General features: G+C 70.7%; 14 protein-coding genes. 5 read left to right on the forward strand and 9 right to left on the reverse strand.

The genetic code is table 11. The annotated features are described in order from the left end of the window. Window positions 1–2: 2 nt before the first annotated feature. From ABZ896_RS26165 to ABZ896_RS26180, 4 genes are all read left to right on the forward strand, one after another. Complete coding sequence (locus tag ABZ896_RS26165; protein WP_360933813.1) at window positions 3–1085, forward strand: hypothetical protein; 1083 nt, start codon at window positions 3–5, stop codon at window positions 1083–1085. Beyond that, entirely contained in the window at window positions 1082–1876 is a 795-nt protein-coding gene (locus ABZ896_RS26170) for a glycosyltransferase family A protein (RefSeq protein ID WP_360933816.1), read from the forward strand. Before ABZ896_RS26165 ends, ABZ896_RS26170 begins: the two co-directional genes overlap by 4 nt. Before the next feature lie 67 nt (window positions 1877–1943). Beyond that, window positions 1944–2621 (forward strand): class I SAM-dependent methyltransferase, encoded by a 678-nt coding sequence (locus ABZ896_RS26175; RefSeq protein WP_360933819.1) that lies wholly within the window; start codon window positions 1944–1946, stop codon window positions 2619–2621. Further along, a complete protein-coding gene (locus tag ABZ896_RS26180) occupies window positions 2615–3595 on the forward strand; it encodes a class I SAM-dependent methyltransferase (RefSeq protein ID WP_360933822.1) in 981 nt (326 codons plus the stop codon). The genes ABZ896_RS26175 and ABZ896_RS26180 overlap by 7 nt, the downstream gene beginning before the upstream one ends. A 5-nt stretch (window positions 3596–3600) precedes the next feature. Here the strand turns inward: ABZ896_RS26180 and ABZ896_RS26185 are convergent, their stop codons facing one another. Then, a complete protein-coding gene (locus ABZ896_RS26185; RefSeq protein WP_360933825.1) occupies window positions 3601–4506 on the reverse strand; it encodes a glycosyltransferase family 2 protein in 906 nt (301 codons plus the stop codon). Beyond that, complete coding sequence (locus tag ABZ896_RS26190) at window positions 4503–6533, reverse strand: O-antigen ligase family protein (protein WP_360933828.1); 2031 nt, start codon at window positions 6531–6533, stop codon at window positions 4503–4505. Before ABZ896_RS26190 ends, ABZ896_RS26185 begins: the two co-directional genes overlap by 4 nt. 80 nt (window positions 6534–6613) lie before the next feature. On the opposite strand from ABZ896_RS26190, the gene ABZ896_RS26195 reads away from it, so the two are divergent. Beyond that, entirely contained in the window at window positions 6614–7276 is a 663-nt protein-coding gene (locus ABZ896_RS26195; RefSeq protein WP_360933831.1) for a hypothetical protein, read from the forward strand. A gap of 23 nt (window positions 7277–7299) precedes the next feature. Here the strand turns inward: ABZ896_RS26195 and ABZ896_RS26200 are convergent, their stop codons facing one another. The 7 genes from ABZ896_RS26200 to ABZ896_RS26230 all read right to left on the reverse strand — a co-directional run bounded on the left by ABZ896_RS26200 (window position 7300) and on the right by ABZ896_RS26230 (window position 17115). Further along, complete coding sequence (locus ABZ896_RS26200) at window positions 7300–8346, reverse strand: glycosyltransferase (protein WP_360933834.1); 1047 nt, start codon at window positions 8344–8346, stop codon at window positions 7300–7302. A 72-nt stretch (window positions 8347–8418) separates the two neighbouring features. After that, window positions 8419–12021 carry a DUF4082 domain-containing protein gene (locus ABZ896_RS26205; protein ID WP_360933837.1) on the reverse strand — a complete coding sequence of 1201 codons (3603 nt, stop codon included), beginning with the start codon at window positions 12019–12021 and terminating at the stop codon, window positions 8419–8421. Between the two features lie 70 nt (window positions 12022–12091). After that, entirely contained in the window at window positions 12092–13210 is a 1119-nt protein-coding gene (locus ABZ896_RS26210) for a DegT/DnrJ/EryC1/StrS family aminotransferase (protein ID WP_360933840.1), read from the reverse strand. After that, complete coding sequence (locus ABZ896_RS26215) at window positions 13207–13896, reverse strand: acetyltransferase (RefSeq protein ID WP_360933843.1); 690 nt, start codon at window positions 13894–13896, stop codon at window positions 13207–13209. Before ABZ896_RS26215 ends, ABZ896_RS26210 begins: the two co-directional genes overlap by 4 nt. Next, entirely contained in the window at window positions 13893–15032 is a 1140-nt protein-coding gene (locus ABZ896_RS26220; protein ID WP_360933846.1) for a DegT/DnrJ/EryC1/StrS family aminotransferase, read from the reverse strand. Before ABZ896_RS26220 ends, ABZ896_RS26215 begins: the two co-directional genes overlap by 4 nt. Beyond that, window positions 15029–16009 carry an NAD-dependent epimerase/dehydratase family protein gene (locus ABZ896_RS26225; protein ID WP_360933849.1) on the reverse strand — a complete coding sequence of 327 codons (981 nt, stop codon included), beginning with the start codon at window positions 16007–16009 and terminating at the stop codon, window positions 15029–15031. The genes ABZ896_RS26220 and ABZ896_RS26225 overlap by 4 nt, the downstream gene beginning before the upstream one ends. Before the next feature lie 50 nt (window positions 16010–16059). Then, window positions 16060–17115, reverse strand: coding sequence for a Gfo/Idh/MocA family oxidoreductase (locus ABZ896_RS26230; protein ID WP_360933852.1), 1056 nt, complete (start codon window positions 17113–17115; stop codon window positions 16060–16062). Between the last annotated feature and the right edge of the window lie 8 nt (window positions 17116–17123).

A 17123-nucleotide genomic window follows, 5' to 3' on the forward strand; every position in this document is an offset into this window, starting at 1 on the left:
GGATGTCACGACCCATCGGCCGGAGCCGGATCGCGGAGCTGCTGCTGGCGGCCTTACTGGCGATCGCGGCCACGGCCTGTTCGGGAGCCGCCGAGTCGGCGGCACCGCGCTCCTCGAGCGCTCCCCCGACGTCGTCGGGCGCCGCCCCGTCGACCAGCGCCGCCCAGGTGTCGCCGTCGCCCACGGCCACGCCCACGTCATCGTCCCCGAAGACCTCCGCGTCGCCCAGTGCGTCCGGCAGCGCCCCGGCGGCCGCCAAGAACACCTGCTCCTCCCCCGGGGCCTGCGGCTTCCCCGACGCCAAGACGACCGGCCACCGGACCAAGCTCGTGGCGCGCGACACGGGGTACATGGCCGTCCGCCAGGACGGGCTCGTCATCCGCGGCTGGGACATCACCGGCTCGCTCGACATCTACGCGAACAACGTGACCGTGATCGACTCCCGGATCACCTCGGACAACTGGTGGGGCATCAACCTGCGCCCCGGCTACAGCGGGCTGAAGGTCCTGCACACCACCATCACGGCCGTGCCCGGCAAGGGCCCGGACAACGGCGGTGTCGACTACGCGGTCTCGAACATGGGCGGCAGCTCCATCGAGGTCGGCTGGTGCGACGTCTCGGTGTTCGGCGACGCCCTCTCCATGGGCCAGGGCAACATCCACGACAACTACGTCCACGACATCGTGCCGTTCGTGAACCTCGGCAAGGAGTGGCAGCACACCAACGCGGTGATCAGCGGCGGCGGCAACACCGGCCACCTGGTCATCCGCCACAACACCCTGCTGAACCCGACCAGCCTCAAGCAGGGCGCCTCGGGCAGCATCGGCCTGTTCGCGGACACCGGCGTGGTCCGCAACGTCACCGTCGACGACAACTGGATCGCGGGTGGCGCGTACGCCCTCTACGGCGGCTCCACCGGCGCGACCGGGATCAAGGTCACCGACAACGTCTTCTCGACGCAGTACCACCCGGCCTCCGGCGGGTACGGCGTGGTCGCGCACTGGAACGCGGACGGCGCCGGGAACGTGTGGCGCAACAACCGCATGTCCGACGGCCGCCTGGTCACTCCGGAGCCGGCGTCATGAGCGTGGTGCGCCGTGCCGCACGGCTGCCCTGGACGCTGCTCAAGGCGGTCTTCGGCTGGCTGGTGCTCTTCGAGGCGAGGAACAAGGTCCTGCTGGCTCCCTCCGCGGTGCGCCTGCGCCGGACCGAGGACGCCGAGACCAGACGGCTGGCAGCCGACCTGGTGAAGACACCCTCCGCCCTGGTCGCCACGGTCATCGCCACCCACCGCCGCCCCGAGGCCCTGCGCGCGGCGGTCCGCTCGGCCCTCGGCCAGAGCATCCGCGACCAGGTCGTCATGGTCGTCGACGACGGCGCCGGGCTCCCCGAACTCCCGGACGACCCACGGCTGTTCGCGGTCTCCCTGTCCGCCAACACCGGCACCGCCGGAGTCGTCCGCAACGTCGGCATCCGGCTGACCCGCTCCCGCTACGTCGCCTTCCTGGACGACGACAACCTCTGGGAGCCGGACCACCTGGCCAGGGCGCTGGAGGCGCTGGAGTCCCCGGACGGACCCGACGGCGTCTATACGGCGCTCCGCCGCGTCCTGCCCGACGGCACCGACCGGGACGTCCTCTCCGTGCCCTACGATCGGCGCCGGGCCGCCCGCGAGTCCTTCCTGGACACCAACGCCTTCGTCGCCCGCCGCACCCGCACCCTGCGCTTCAGCCGGCTGCGCCGGACCCCGGAGGTGATGCCCCGGGAGGACTGGGAGCTGATCCGCCGGTACGCCCGCAGACACCGGGTCCGGCATGTGCCGTACCCGACCGTCCGGTACCTGATGAACCCGGCGAGCTTCTACACCCGGTGGTGACCGACCCGTTGAAGCGACCCGTTGAAGCGCCCTTCTCCCTCTCTCACGACCACAGGTGGTTGATCCCGTGCCCCGATCCCGCGCCCTCAGGAACAGATTCGTCGACGCACCCGGCTCGCTCGGCGAACGCATGCGCGTCGCCCGCTGGGAACGGTTCAGGCGCTGCTTCCCCGGCATCGAGAACATGAGCGTCCTGGACCTGGGCGGCACGGCCGAGATGTGGCTGCGGGCCCCCGTGCGCGCCAAGCACGTCCACCTGATCAACCTGGAGGCGCACCCGGCCGAACTGCCCGACTGGATCACCGCGGAGAACGCCGACGTCACCGACCCCGAGGTCGCCGCCGAGCTGAGCCGGCAGGGCGGCTACGACCTGGTCTTCTCCAACTCGACCATCGAGCACGTGGGCGGCCACAGCCAGCGCCGGCTGTTCGTCGCCGCGGTCGAGCAACTGGCGCCCCTGCACTGGATCCAGACGCCGTACCGCTACTTCCCGGTCGAGCCGCACTTCGTGGCACCCGGCTTCCAGTTCCTGCCGCTGGCCGCCCGGGCCCGGCTGGTGCGGCACTGGCCGCTGGTCCACAGCCGCCCCGACAGCCCGGAGTCGGCGATGAACGCCGTGATCAACATCGAGCTGCTGACCCGCACCGAGATGCGCTACCTGTTCCCGCACTCGACCCTGCTCAGCGAGCGGGTCCTCGGCGCGACCAAGTCCCTCATCGCCGTACGGACGGAGTCGTCATGCTGAACAACCTGATCAACAGACATGACGCGGACCGGCTGATGCGCAAGGTCCGCAAGCTCGAACTCGACCCCGTGCTGGCCAAGTTGAAGGTGCGCGGCGGGGCGCGGGTGGTCCAGCACTGGTCCCAGGTCGACCCCTCGCTCACCGAGTGGTGGGCGATCCCCTCGGTCATCAAGCGGTGGAACCTGCTGATGACCGGCGACGCGGAGACATCGTTCCCCGAGTACGTGGCCGCCAAGCACTTCGCGCCCCGCACCGACCTGCGCGGCCTGTCCCTGGGCTGCGGCACCGGCGGCAACGAGCTCCTGTGGGCGAAGACCGGCGCGTTCGGCCTCCTGGAGGGCGTGGACGTGGCCCAGCAGCGCATCGACTTCGCCACCCGCTCCGCCGCCGAGGCGGGCCTCGCCGACGTCCTCCGCTTCCGCGTCACCGACGTCAACCGCATGACCAGCGACGGCGAACGCTTCGACGTCCTGCTGGGCCTCCAGTCCCTCCACCACTTCGACAACCTGACGGAGACCCTGCCCCGGCTTTCCCAACTGATCGAGCCGGACGGCCTGTTCGTGATCGACGAGTTCGTGGGCCCGACGCGCTTCCAGTGGACGGACGCACAACTGGACGCGGCGAACACACTGTTGGCCCAACTCCCGGAGGACCGACGGCGGTTGGCGGACGGCAGAATCAAGCACCGTGTCGTCCGCCCCAGCAGACTCGCGATGATCCTGGACGACCCGTCGGAAGCGGTGGACGCGGCCTCCCTGCTCCCGGGCCTGCGCCGCCACTTCGAGGTGGTGGAGGAACGCCCGTACGGCGGAACGGTGTTGCACATAGCGTTCTCGGGAATAGCCCACAACTTCAGAGACGAGAAGCCGGAAACACTGGCCCTCCTGGAGAAGTGCTTCGCAGCGGAGGACGAGGCTCTACCTGAGGTGGGCCACGACTTCACAGCGATGATCTGCAAGAAACGTCAGGCATAAGGCTTTTAGGGGCGCGGGGAACTGCGCGACCAGCCACGACGGCGCCGCACCAACGCACTCACAGCCGCCCGACTGGCCTGTCTCCCCAAAACCGCCCGCAACACTTCCCGAAGCAGCACAGCCCCCCGAAACACCTCCGTCGCCACCACCCCATGCCGCCGCCGATACAACCGCACCCGATTGACCACCAGCAGCGACCAAAGCCGGGGCGACACCTGGGACTCACCCCCCAGGTGCACCGCCTCCGCAGACGGCTCCAACTGCGTCGCAAACCCCAGGTCCCGAGCCCGAAGGCAGTACTCCGTCTCCTCCGAGTACAGGAAGAACGACTCGTCCCAGGCCCCACACGCGGCCGCACACTCCCCCGACACAGCCATCAGCGCCCCCGTCGCCCAGTCCGCCCGCGTCGGCCGCCGATAGGCGTCAGGATCGGTCACCAGCTCGCTCAGCCAAGAGAACCGCCCGGCCCGCCGGTTCCCGATGACCGCCTCGCCCAGCGCCCGCGGCACGCTCGACTCACGCCGTAGCGAGAAATGCGGCACGTCCGAGCCCTCCTCGTACAGCAGAGGTACGGCGATCCCGACCCCGCTCCCCAGGCTGTCCACGAGACGCTTCGCGCAGCCCTGCCGCATCCGGATGTCGGGATTGCAGATCAGCACCGAGTCGTACTCCCCGGCAGCGGCCAGCGCCGCGTTCACCCCCGCCGCATACCCCGCGTTGCGCCCGGTCTGCACGACCTCGGCCTCGGGCGCCAGCCTCCGCAGCACCTCGACCGTGTCGTCCGCGGAGTCGTTGTCCGCGACGACCAGCCGCCAGTCCAGCCCCGCCATGCCGTCGGGCAGGGCCGCGAGGAACCCGGGCAGCACCGACGCGCTGTTCCAGGTGACGACGATGACGGCGACGGTACTCATCGGGACTCCACGAGTTCAGGGAGCTGGACTTCGGGTGCGGCGGCCCGCGGGGCCGGGACGGCCGCGGCCGCCGCCTCCCGGCGGATGAACCCGAGATAGCTGCCGCCGGCGCCCAGCACCAGGAAGAACATCCCCGCGTACATCGGGAAACTCAGCGCGTCGAAGGTCGCGCTGATCACCAACGCGACCAGCGCCGAGGCGAGGAACGCCTGCCCCAGCTCGCGGTCCGAGTCGTTCAGGGCCAGCCGGCGGATCGCGCCCCCGGTGTGGATCCCGGTGATGAACAGGGCGGCCAGCGCGACCAGCCCCAGGATGCCCATCTCGGCCAGCGTCAGCATGTACTGGTTGTCGGTGAAGAAGTACAGGTCGGGTGTGAAGGTGCCGAACCCCCGCCCGAACCAGGGGTGTTCGTGGAAGTAGGGGACGATCGCGCTGTACTTCACGGTGCGCGCCTGTGTGCTGCTGTCGGAGTTGGACAGGAAGCTGGCGAACAGGTTGGTGATCGTGCCGATCAGCCCGGGGATGATCACCTTGAACCCGGCCACCGAGCCCGTGATCAGTGCGATCGCGGCCCAGCGGCGCTGCGGCTTCCAGCGGGGCACCATCACCAGGATCACGATGAAGACGCCGATGATGGACGTCCTGGACACGGTCAGCGGGAGCGCCCCCGCCATGATCGCGACCGGCGCCCAGCGGCGCAGGGCGCCCGCGTGCCGTCGTACCGGATCGAAGGCCTGGTGGACGGCGAACGGCACCAGGATGGCCAGCATCCCGCCGAACTCCAGCGGGTGGGCGGTGGTGGAGCGGGGCCGGGTGAACGAGCCGCGGTCCATGGCGCTGATGCCCGCGGTGCTCGACTGGAGGCCGGGGATGTGGATGGAGTCGGCGATGTTGGTGGCGGCGAAGAAGTCGTAGTAGCCGATCAGCGCGACCACCGTGCCGAGGACGACGAGCCGGCGCATCAGGGTCTCCAGGCGGCTGCGTTCCTGGATGCCGGCCGAGGCCAGCACCACCAGCGCCACCCAGACCCCGAGTCCGATGAGGCCGCGGTCGGCGCCGAGGACCTCCTCGTGGGAGCTGTCGCGGGTGGCGTCGGCGAGGTAGGACATCAGGACCGCCACCGCGAGCAGGCACATCACCACGCGCGGCAGCCGGGTGCCCGGTGCCGGGAGGATACGGCCGCCGAGCCAGGTCGCTAGGTACCAGATCAGTCCCAGCAGGGCGAAGACGTTGGCCGGGGTGCCGACCCCGCCCAGCGCGGGCAGGGTGAGGTTGGACGGCACGAAGAAGGCCAGCACGAGATAGCCGCTGAGGATCGTCGTGGCGTCCAGGCGGCGGACCAGCAGTCCTCTGGGCGGCCGCTCGGGCGGCTGGGCGCGGTGGCGGCGGGGGACGTATCCGGCGACGGCCTTGCCCCGTCTGCGGACCACGGCGATGCCCTCGGCCAGGATGGACAGCAGGAACGCGCTGCCGAGTCCGGCGATGACGACGGCCGCGATGCTCTGGTACCGGCTCTTCGGCTCCGAGACCGGCGTCTGGGGCAGGACGACGGGCGCGGTCTGCACCAGATACGTCTTCGGCACCTTGGAGGCGGCCTGCAGGGCCTTGAGCTGCTCACCGGTGAAGTCGGTGAGGATGGTGGTCTCCTTGAGCACCTTCGCCTGGTCGGTGCCGGTGACGCCGAGGGTGAGCAGCGGGCTGTCGGCGTCCGGGGCGAAGCCGACCGTGTACCGGTCGGTGACCCCGCGGGAGTGCAGTTCCTTCGCCGAGTCGCTCGACTGGAGCGTCCTGATCAGCACGTCGGCGGTGACGACCAGCGAACCGCCCGCGTTGGAGAGGGGGTTGCCGAAGGTGGGCGCCAACTCGGCGATGGCCGTGGAGTCGAGCAGGGTCACCGAGCTCTGGGACTCGTAGGACACCGGCACGGTCCGGTAGAGGTAGCCGCCGGCGAACAGGCTGAGCAGGGTGAGCGGCACCATGAAGTACCAGCGCCTGCGCATGATCGCCAGCAGGTCGGCGAGACTCATGAACTCTCCTTCCGGCCCGGCGATCGGGTGGCGGCCCGCCCCCGCGCCTGCGAGGATCGGTGCCGACGGAAGGAATCCCTGTGTCGCCTCGTGACGTCGCCGAAGCGCTGCTCCGCCGCTGGTACGTACTCCTGCTCGCGCTCCTGCTGACGGCCGCCGGAGCCTACCAAGTGCTGCGTCCGGCGCCGGAGTACCTGAGTTCGGCGGTGGTCGTCCTCAAGCCGCCGGTGACCGGGAACCAGCCGAACCAGCTGACGAACCTCCAGCCGCCGCTCGCCTCCCTCTCCTACGGCGTCATCCAGCAGCTCGAATCGCCCGACGGGCACAAGGAGTTGAAGGCCGACGGGGTCGAGGGGACGTACCAGCTGATCCCGCGCAACAGCGGCACCAGCGCCACGCCCGCCTACCTCATCCCCTCGGTGCAGGTGCAGGCCCGCCGCGGTTCCGCCGCCGAGGCCGACGCGGTGGTCCGCAAGGTCATCGAGGTGTACGGCAGGCATGTGGCGGCCGTACAGGAGGCGCAGGGGGTCGCGACGGGGGCGCGGATCAGCGCCTCGGTGCTGGTCGCCCCGAGCTCCGCCCTGGTGCAGGGCACCAAGAGCCGCGCGCTGGCCGGTACGGCGCTGCTGGGCGGGCTCGGCGGGATCCTGGGCGCGCTGTGGTTCGACCGGTTCGCGCGGCGCCGTCGGGAGGACGTCACCGGGCCGCGGCTGTACCCGGACGAGGTGGCGGTGACGGGCTGAGGCCCGGGAGCTGAACGGCTTCATCAGATTCCGCGGCGCTTCCACGACTCCCACCACAGCCACTCGCGGCCGCGCTCGGCGACGGCCGACAGGATCAGCGGCTGGAGGTACGGCATCGCCTTCGGGCCGATCCGCTTTCTGAGCCGCAGCGCGCGGTACTCGGGCAGCGCCCGGTATCCGGGCAGGCACTCCTCGGCGAAGGCCACGCACTCCTCGACCGGGACGACGTCGGTGCGGCCCCGGTCGTAGGCGCGGTAGGCCCGGCGCAGCGCGTAGCGGGCGAGCCGGGTGTGGACCTGCTCGGCGAGGCGGTCGGCGTGCGGCAGCCGGTCGGCGCACTTGGCGAGCGCGGAGTCGTAGGCGACCAGGCGCTGGCGCAGGTCGTCGAGCTGGCCGCCGAAGTCGACGGTGGACATGTTGTTGCCGTGGACGCGGTAGAACGCCTGGTCGGCGCCGCGTATGTAGCCGACGTCGGCGTGGGCGGCGAGCCGCATCCACATCTCGATGTCACCGGCGTGCGGCAGGGCGGGGTCGTAGCCGCCGACCTGGCGCTGGAGGCCGGTGCGGACGACGACCTCGGGTGAGGTGATGCAGCCGGTGCCCTCGCGGAAGCGGCGCTCCAGCCACCACTGGCCGGGGTAGACGACCGAACCGGTGCTCTGTGTACGGGCGTTGGGCAGCGGCCCGCCGTGCTGGAAGCGCAGCGGACGCCCGTAGGCGAAACCGGCCTCGGGGTGGGCGTCGAGCAGGGCCGCGGCCCGCACCAGCGCGCCGGGCACCAGGCGGTCGTCGGCGGAGAGCAGGGCCACGTAGTCGCCGTCGGCCCATTCCATGAGGCCTTCGTTGTACGTGGCGATGTGGCCCTTGTTGGTCTCGTGGACGTGCACCTCGATGCGCGGGTCGGAGGCGGCCAGCTTGAGCGCGACCTCCGCCGAGTCGTCGGGCGAGGCGTCGTCGATGATGAGCACCCGGACGTCGACGCCGTCCTGCTCGTCCAGGACGCTGCTGACACAGTCGGCCAGGAAATGGCCGTACTTGTAGCAGGGGATCACAACACTGACGGTGCTCATGTGTGGGGGCCAATCCCCGGTGGTGGCCCCCGCCGCAGCGGGCGGGGGCCACCACCGGTGGGTTCCGGTCGGTCAGTTCTTCTTCGTGCGGACGGTCTTGCTGGACAGCGTCCAGGTCTTGGACCTGACCGTGTGGCGCTGCTTGTCCCGGGCGGTGACCGTGATCCTGAACCTGGTGCCGTCCGGCAGCGGGGTGGTGAGGTGGACGGACACCTTGTGGGTGGCCCGGTCGTAGGAGGTGACGGCCTTGACCTTCAGCTTCCTGGCCGCGGCCGCCTTGGTGCCGGGCAGGATGGTCAGGGTCGCCTGCACCGACGTCGGCCTGGCCGTCGTGGGCACGCTCATCACCAGGGCGCTGTCCGCGTCCGCGGTGTACTGCACCGCGAACTCACCCGCCTCCGAGGCGGTCGCCGTCGCCAGGGACGCACTCGGGTCGTCGGCGGTGAAGAGCGGGCCCACCCAGTAGTTCGCGGATCCGTAGGACCCGCTCGGGAAGGCCGTCGTACTGCCGTACTTGTAGAGCCCGTTGTGGTGGGTGGTGGTGTCGGCGGTGGCCGTCAGCGGATACGACTTGTGAGCCGAGGCGAAGTAGCCGCCGTCCACCGCGTAGTTGCCGTTCGGCGCGTGGTAGGACGCCACGTACGCGGTGCCCGCGGTGACGGCGACCGGTGTCGCGAAGGTCATCGTCTGCCAGCCGGAGGCGGTCTCCGCGGTGAAGGTGCCGGTGGCGAGCAGCGTGCCGTCGTCGGACCAGAGGCTGCCGGTGTGGGTGCCGGTGTTGGTGGCGCCCTTGTAGAAGGTGACGCCGGTGATCCAGCCGTCCGCCGAGGACGTGAACCGGGTGCCCAGCTCGACCGAGTTGGGGTCGCCGGTGACGGCGGTGGTGGCCGGGACCGCGCTCGCGCTCCACAGCGAGCAGGGGCAGGTGACCGCCGGCGGGGTGGAACTGGTGGTGAAGGACCAGGTCACCGGGTTCGCCATGGTGTTGCCCCAGACGTCCGCGGCCTGCACGGACGCGGTGTACGTGGTGTGCAGCTCCAGTTCGGTCGAGGGGGTGAAGGTCGCCTTGTTCGACGCCGGGTAGGTGAGGACCCCGGGCACGGTGTTGCCGTCCGGGTCCTTCAGGGTGAACGTCACGTTGTCGGTGTCGACGGCCGCGCTGAAGGTGGCCGACACCGGCGTCGTGATCGACGCGTCGGTCGCCCCGGACGTCGGCGAGGTGGAGCTGACGGTGGGCGGGGTGGTGCTGGCCGTGGAGGTGTCCAGGACCACGTCGACCCAGTAGTTGCTGCCGGAGGACGCGGAGGACGGGAAGGCGCTGGTGGAGCTGTACTTGTAGACGCCGTTGCCGCCGTCGGTGCCGGACTGGAGCGCGGTGAGCGGGGCGAGGCCCGCGCCGCTGTTCGAGAAGTAGCCGCCGTCGTAGGAGTAGCCGCCGTTGGGGGCGAAGTACGAGGCGACGTAGGTGGTGTTGGCCTTCACGGTGACCGGGGTGGCGAAGTTGAGCTGCTGCCAGCCCGAGGCCGTCTCGTTGGTGAAGGTGCCGGTGGCCAGGCGGGTGCCGGAGGCGGTCCACAGGCTGCCGGTGTGGGTGCCGGTGTTGGCGGTCGACTTGTAGAAGCGCACCCCGGTGACCGAACCGGCCGTCGTGGTGCGGAACTTGACGCCGAGCTCCAGCGGGCCGCCGTCACCCGCGTTGACGGTGCCGGGGACCGAGGTGGCCGGCCAGATGGTGCAGGGGCAGGCCTGCGGGCCGACGGTCAGCGGGATGGTGGTGACGGCGCCGATGTTGACGCTGTCGTCGACCGCGCGGACCTTGATGGACGCGGAGCCGGGGGCCGTCGGGGTCCAGCTGTAGCTCCAGGAGGTCAGGCCGGTGGCGGCCTGCCAGGTCGAGCCGCCGTCGGTGGAGACCTCCACGCGGGCGACCACGCCGCCGGAGTCGGTGGCGGTGCCCTTGATGGTGACCGGCTTGAGCGCCGGGACGGTGACCCCGGAGGCCGGGCTGGACACGGTGATCGTCGGGCCCGTGGTGTCGGTGGAGGCCGTGGCCGCGACGAGGTTGCTCTGCCGGGTCAGCGGCTGGACGCCCATGTCGGCGAGGATGTTCACGGTCGCCTGCTGCATCCGGACGTCCTCGGTGACCACCACGTCCGCCGGGTCGTACGTCGGCAGGTTGGTCAGGCCCCACGACCACTGCACGGTACCGGCGCCGAACACCAGCGCTCCGGAGTCCTGGTCGCGGAACTCGACGAGGTTGTGGGTCGCGGTGCCGTTGCCGTACATGTTGCCCCAGTCGAGCCGGAGCTTGCCGTCGTTGATGTCCACGGTCGTGGACGACACGTCGATCGCGCCCGCGGGCCGGGTGCTGTTGTCGAGGTCGCTGTCCCACTCGTAGCCGAGGGTGCCGGTCGGGAAGGTGGCGGTCTGGCTCGAAGTGAGGCCCGCTATCGAGGTGTTGCGCCAGATCCGGTTCTTGCCGTACGAGCCGGGGACGGTGATGGCGTCGGCGCGGTAGCCGTTCACGGTGAACATGGAGCCGGTGAGGATGTTCGGCGGCTGGTAGCTCTGCCCGTACTGGGTGCTCGTCGGGTCCATCCAGGTGCCGGTCCACTGGCCGCTCGGGTCGGCGACGCCGTTGTTCTGCGCCATCTTGGTCATCTTGTAGCAGGTCAGCGTCCGGTTGGCGGTGCTGGTGCCGTCGATGCTCGGGGTCAGCCGGGTCTTCCAGAACACCTCGTTGCCGCTGAAGAAGCCCTGCCGGACGCCTGCCTTGCGGGCCGCGAGGACGTTGCTGTACTGGCTCTGCGTCCAGTACTCGTCATGGCCGGAGGACAGGTACACCTTGTGGTTCTTCAGCAGGGTGGAGCCGTTGGTCGACACGTCCACGCCGGAGAGGTAGCTGACGTCGTAGCCGTTGCGCTCCAGCCAGGACAGCATCATGTACTCGGAGCCGTAGATGCCATTGTCGCCGCCGATGTCCAGCGGCCGGTTGTAACTGACCTCGTAGGCACGGCCGTCGGGCGCCGGGCCCGCGCCGCCGTAGAGGTCCTGGCCGCCGTAGTCGTTGTACGCCTGCCAGGTCTGGTCACTGGTCTGTACGACGATGTCGGAGGTGCTGGAGTCCTTGCGGACCACGAAGGGGTACGGCATGAGGCCGTCGCCGTCGGTCTGCGTGAGGTTCGCGATGTACAGGCCGGACACGGCGTCGCTGGGCACCGTCCAGCTCGCGGTCACGGGCCAGTTGCCGCAGTCGACCAGGCCGGTGCCGGCCTTGGTGGTGCAACTGGCGGGGTTGGAGGTGAAGTTGGCCGGGTAGGTCGTCGCGGCCTGGGCCGCCGTCGACATCAGCCGGGCGCCGTCGCCGCCGTACCAGCCCAGGCGGTAGATCTGGATCTGGTACGTGGTCTTCGACTGGATCTTGAACTGGACGGTGTCGCCCGCCTGGACGGACTCCTTGGTGGTGAACCCCTTGATGTCGCCGTAGGCGTTGGGCGAGTACCAGTCGGACATCGGGCTGCCCGCCTTGGAGTTCTCGCAGACGATCGGGTTCGAGCCCGTTCCGCACGGATCGGACGCCGCCTGGGCGGACCCGGCCACCGGGAGCACGGCGACTATCAGTGCTGCTACGACGGCGAGGCGCCCGCCCCGGATCCGTCTGAGCCAACTTCTCATGGTGTACCTCTCAGCGGTGCTGTGCAGACCGATCCACGAGATCGGCTGTGGTGCGTGGGGACGGGGGCGGTCAGCCGCGGAGCGCGTGGGCGAGGGTGTCCACGACGCGCTGCTGCTGGTCGGCGGTGAGGTGCGGGTGGAGCGGCAGCGACAGGATCCGGTCCGCGGCCCGCTCGGCGTGGGGGAAGTCGCCGCGGGCGTACCCGAGTTCGCGGTAGGCGGGGGTGAGGTGGACGGGGGCCGGGTAGTGCACCCCGGCGCCGATGCCCTCGGCGTTGAGCTTGCCGACGGTGTCGTCGCGGTCGGCTCCGGCGATCTGGACGACGTACAGGTGCCAGACGTGGACGTTGCCCGGCGCGGTCTCGGGCAGGACGACCCGGCCGGCGGCGACCAGGTCGGCGAGGAGTGCGTCGTAGCGGGCGGCGGCTGTCCTTCTCGCTTCGTTGCCGGCGGCCAGCCGCTTGAGCTTGGCGCGCAGGACGACGGCCTGGAGTCCGTCGAGGCGGCTGTTGAACCCGGGGACGTCGTGACGGTACTTGGCGACCCCGCCGTGGTTGGCGGTCGCCCGTACCAGTTCGGCGCGTTCCTCGTCGTCGGTGAGGACGGCGCCCGCGTCGCCGTAGGCGCCGAGGTTCTTGCCCGGGTAGAAGCTGGTGGCCGCGATACCGCCGCTGCCCGGGGTACGGCCGTCGGCGCTCGCGCCCTGGCACTGGGCGGCGTCCTCGACGACCCTTACGCGGTCGGGTAGTTGGGCCTTGAGTACGTCCACCTCGGCCATCTGGCCGTACAGATGCACCGGCACGACCGCGCGGGTCGCCGGGCCGACCGCGGCCAACGCGGCCTGGGGGTCGAGGAGATGGGTGCCGGGCAGACAGTCCGCGAGGACCGGCCTGGCACCGATCCTGGCGACCGCGCCGACGGTGGCGATGAAGGTGTTGGCGGGGACGACGACCTCGTCGCCGACGCCGACTCCACTGGCGCGCAGGGCGAGTTCGACGGCGTCGGTGCCGTTGGCGACGCCCACGACGTGCGCGACCCGGCCGAACTCGGCGTACTCGCGCTCGAATCGGCGTACCTCGTCGCCCCCGACGAACGCGGTGTTCGCCAGGACGCGGTCGAATCCGGCCCGCACCTCGTCGGCGACCTCTTCATGGGCCGCCTTGAGGTCCACGAGCGGTATCTGGATCATGTCAGCGGTCCCCCCACTGTTCGTGTCTCAAGTTCCGCAAGCGCCGGGGCACCTGCCTCCCGCAGCCGCCGGGCCGGGCTCCCCACCCAGACCTCGCCGGGCGGGACGTCGTCGAGTACGGCACTCCCCATGCCGATCTGCGACCAGGCACCCACCGTGGTGCCCTCCCTGACCAGAGCGCCGGAGCCGACATAGGCCCCCCGCTCCAGCCGCACTCCCCCGCCCAGCCGGACACCGGAGGTGAGCGTCACGTGGTCCTCGACCACGTCGTCGTGGGTGAGCACGACGTGCGGCATCACCGCGACATGCGCGCCCACCCGCACGGCGGCGGTGAGCACGCAGTGCGCGAGCAGCACCGAGCCGGGGCCGATCTCCGAGGTCGCCGACACCGCCGCGGTCGGGTGGACGACGGTCGCGTACCGGTCCTCGGGCAGGCCGAACCGCCGGACCAGCCGGGCGCGGGCCGCGTAGTCGCGCGGGTTGCCCACGCAGATCACGACCCGTGCCTCGGGCAGTTCGTGGACCAGGTCGCAGCCGCCGAGGACGGGCACCCCGTCCACCTCGGTGCCGTGCAGCGCGGGATTGTCGTCGAGGTGTCCGAGCAGCGTGAAGTCACCCAGGTCCGCCACGGCCTGGGCGGTCTCCCGGGCGAAGCCGCCCGCCCCGACGATCACAAGTCCCGTCATCCGCGGGCCTGTTCGCGCAGTGCGGCGACGACGCGGTCCTGCTGGGCCTCGGTCATGGTGTGGAACAGCGGCAGGATCAGCGAGTCGCGGCTGAGGCGCTCGGTGACCGGCAGCGGGCCGCTCGGGTGGTCGGCGTAGGCGGGTTCGAGGTGCGCGGCCATGATCCCGCGCCGGGCGGAGACCCCGGCCTCGGAGAGCGCGGCGAGCAGGTCGTCCCGGCCGACGGGGAAGTCCTCGTCGAGCAGCACCCAGTAGGACTGGAAGTTGGACTGCCCGTGCTCGGGATCGCGTACGGCGGTCAGGCCCGGGATGTCGCGCAGCAACGCGTCGTAGCGCGCGGCCAGTTCACGGCGGCGGGTGATCATCGCGTCGAGCTTGCCGAGCTGGACGAGTCCGACCGCGGCCTGGATGTCGGTCATCCGGTAGTTGAAGCCGACCTCCAAGTAGCTTTCCAGGACCGGCTTGTTGCTCGCGTGGCGTTCGGCCGCGGAGGCGTTCATGCCGTGCTCGCGCAGTCTGCGCAGCCGGGCCGCCCACTCGGCGTCGTCGGTGGTGATCATGCCGCCCTCGCCGGTCGTGACGACCTTGCGGGGGTGGAAGGACCAGGCGGCGAGCAGCGCGCCGTGCCCGACGGGCTTGCCGCCGACGGTCGAGCCGATGGCGCAGGCCGCGTCCTCGACGAGCGGCAGCTCCCACTCGGCACAGGCGGCGCGCAGGGCGTGCACGTCGGCGGGTACGCCACCCTGGTGAACGGCGAGCACAGCCTGGGTACTTGACGTACGGACCGCGTCCACCGTGGCCGGGGTCAAGTTGGCGGTGTCCGGGTCGACGTCGGCGAACACCGGCTCGGCACCGACGTACCGCACCGCGTTGGCGGTGGCGATGAACGACAGCGAGGGCACCACGACCTCGTCGCCGGGGCCGAGGCCGAGCGCGACGAGGGACAGGTGCAGGGCGGTCGTACAGGAGCTGACGGCGATGCCGTGCTCGGCGCCCACGCGTTCGGCGAAGGCCTTCTCGAACTCGGCGACGCGGGGGCCCTGGGCGACCCACCCGGACAGCACGGCGTCGGAGGCGGCCTCGGCCTCCTCCTCGCCGAGCCAGGGGATCATCACGGGGATACGGTCGGTGCTCACTTCGCGGCCTCCCGCTCGGCGCGCCACCACTGGACGAGGTCCTTGAGGCCGGTCTTCAAATCGATCTCCGCGGTGAACCCGAGCCGTTCGGCGGCCTGTGAGGTGTCCGCGAGACGCCGTACGACCGAGTTCACCGAGCGCGCGGGCCCGTGCACGGGCTCAAGCCCCTCGGCGCCCATCGCCTCCACCAGACCGTCGGCGAGCTCGCGCAGCGAAGTCTCCGTACCGCTGGCGATGTTGAAGACCTCGTCGGTCAAGTCGCCCTCGGCGGCCAGGATGTTGGCCCTCGCGATGTCGCGGACGTCGACGAAGTCCATGGTCTGCGTGCCGTCGCCGAGGATCAGCGGCGGCTCACCGGCCTCGATGCGCTCCATCCAGCGGATGAGCACCTCGGTGTACAGGCCGTGGATGTCCATGCGGGGCCCGTAGACGTTGAAGTAGCGCAGCGCCACGTAGTCCAGGCCGTACATGGCGTGGAAGCTGCGCAGCATGCCCTCGTTGAAGGCCTTCGCGGCGCCGTAGAAGGTGTCGTTGTTGTACGGGTGGTGGCGCTCGGTCGTCGGGAAGTCCTCGGCCATGCCGTAGACGGACGCCGAGGAGGAGGCGATCACCTTGCCGACCCCGGCCTCGGCGGCCGCCTCCAGGACGTTGAAGGTGCCGTCGACCAACACCTCGTTGGCGAGCCGGGGTTCCTCCGCGCACTGCGTGATGCGGATCGCGGCGAGATGGAACACCAGGTCTGCGCCCTCGGTGACCTTCTTCACGAGGGGGACGTCCCGGACGTCCCCCTCGACGACCTCCACGACCCCGCTGGGCAGGGCCTTCGCCAGGTTGGCCCGGCGTCCGCGCACGAAGTTGTCGAGTACGACGATCTCGCGGGCGCCGCCCTCGGCCAGCAGGTCGACCAGGTTGGAGCCGATGGTGCCCGCGCCCCCGGTGACCAGGATCTTCTTGCCTCGTACGCTGCTCAACTGCACTTACCTCTCAGCGGATTGGATCTGTCAACGGCCTCTGTCGACGGCCGGCGTCAGCGCCCGGCGCGCAGGCCGACGACCGCGCCCTTGAACTCGAGGCTTCGCGAAGCCGCCTCAAGGATGTCCAGCACCCGCAGCCCCGCCCGGCCGTCGGTCAGCGGCGCGCGGCCCTGTCCGATCGCGTCGCCGAACTCGTCGACCATGCTGCGCAGCGCTTCCTTCTCGCCGATCGCGGGCGCGACCATGTCGCCGGAGCGGTAGGAGATGAGCATCTCGCGGCGCTCGTCGGCGCCGATCTCCTGCGGCGCGGCCATGTCCACGCCCCGGTCGTAGACCGCCACCCGTTGCAGGGGGTTGAGGTCGTCCCAGACCAGGGTGCGCTTGGAGCCGCCCACCATGGTGGTGCGCACCTTGGTCGGGGAGAGCCAGTTGACGTGCACGTGGGCGATGGCCCCGGTGTTGAGGGTGAGCGTCAGATAGGCGACGCAGGCCTGTCCGGCGCCGATCGGGTCGGCCCCGTGGGCGGCGACGGCGACCGGCTCGACGCCCGCCGGGAGGATGAAGTCCAGGATCGACAGGTCGTGCGGGGCGAGGTCCCACATCACGTCGATGTCCTTCTGGACCAGGCCGAGGTTGATGCGGACCGAGTCGACGAAGTGGATCTCGCCGAGTTCGCCGGAGCGGACCATCTCGCGGATGCGGCCCACGGCGGGCGTGTAGCAGTAGGTGTGGTCGCACATCAGGGTCAGGCCGCGCTCCTCGGCCTCGGTCACCAGGCGCAGTCCGTCGGCGTAGGTGGCCGCGAGCGGCTTCTCCACCAGGACGTGCTTGCCGGCGCGCAGGGCGGCCAGGGCGATGTCGAGGTGGGTGCCGGCGGGCGTGGCCACGGCGACGGCGTGGACCTCGGGGTCGGCGAGGACGGCCGCGTAGTCCGCGGTGGCCTCGACGGTCGAGTAGGCGCCGAGGACCCGCCGGGCGCGGTCCACGTCGAGGTCGCACAGCTGACGCAGCCGGAACCGGTCGCTGGCCTGGAAGTTGCGTACGAGGTTGGGACCCCAGTAGCCGGCCCCCACGACCGCGACCCCCAACGGCCCCTTGGTCTCAGTCACTTGGTTCC

The sequence above is a fragment of the Streptomyces sp. NPDC047072 genome, assembly GCF_040643855.1.
In the GTDB taxonomy this organism is placed as follows: Bacteria; Actinomycetota; Actinomycetes; order Streptomycetales; family Streptomycetaceae; genus Streptomyces.

Excerpts from the sequence above, each read along its gene's own strand:
- ABZ896_RS26210 (WP_360933840.1), bottom strand. The coding sequence starts at position 13,210 with ATGATCCAGATACCGCTCGTGGACCTCAAGGCGGCCCATGAAGAGGTC.
- ABZ896_RS26165 (WP_360933813.1), top strand. The coding sequence starts at position 3 with ATGTCACGACCCATCGGCCGGAGCCGGATCGCGGAGCTGCTGCTGGCG.
- ABZ896_RS26205 (WP_360933837.1), bottom strand. The coding sequence starts at position 12,021 with ATGAGAAGTTGGCTCAGACGGATCCGGGGCGGGCGCCTCGCCGTCGTA.
- ABZ896_RS26170 (WP_360933816.1), top strand. The coding sequence starts at position 1,082 with ATGAGCGTGGTGCGCCGTGCCGCACGGCTGCCCTGGACGCTGCTCAAG.
- ABZ896_RS26215 (WP_360933843.1), bottom strand. The coding sequence starts at position 13,896 with ATGACGGGACTTGTGATCGTCGGGGCGGGCGGCTTCGCCCGGGAGACC.
- ABZ896_RS26200 (WP_360933834.1), bottom strand. The coding sequence starts at position 8,346 with ATGAGCACCGTCAGTGTTGTGATCCCCTGCTACAAGTACGGCCATTTC.
- ABZ896_RS26190 (WP_360933828.1), bottom strand. The coding sequence starts at position 6,533 with ATGAGTCTCGCCGACCTGCTGGCGATCATGCGCAGGCGCTGGTACTTC.
- ABZ896_RS26185 (WP_360933825.1), bottom strand. The coding sequence starts at position 4,506 with ATGAGTACCGTCGCCGTCATCGTCGTCACCTGGAACAGCGCGTCGGTG.
- ABZ896_RS26180 (WP_360933822.1), top strand. The coding sequence starts at position 2,615 with ATGCTGAACAACCTGATCAACAGACATGACGCGGACCGGCTGATGCGC.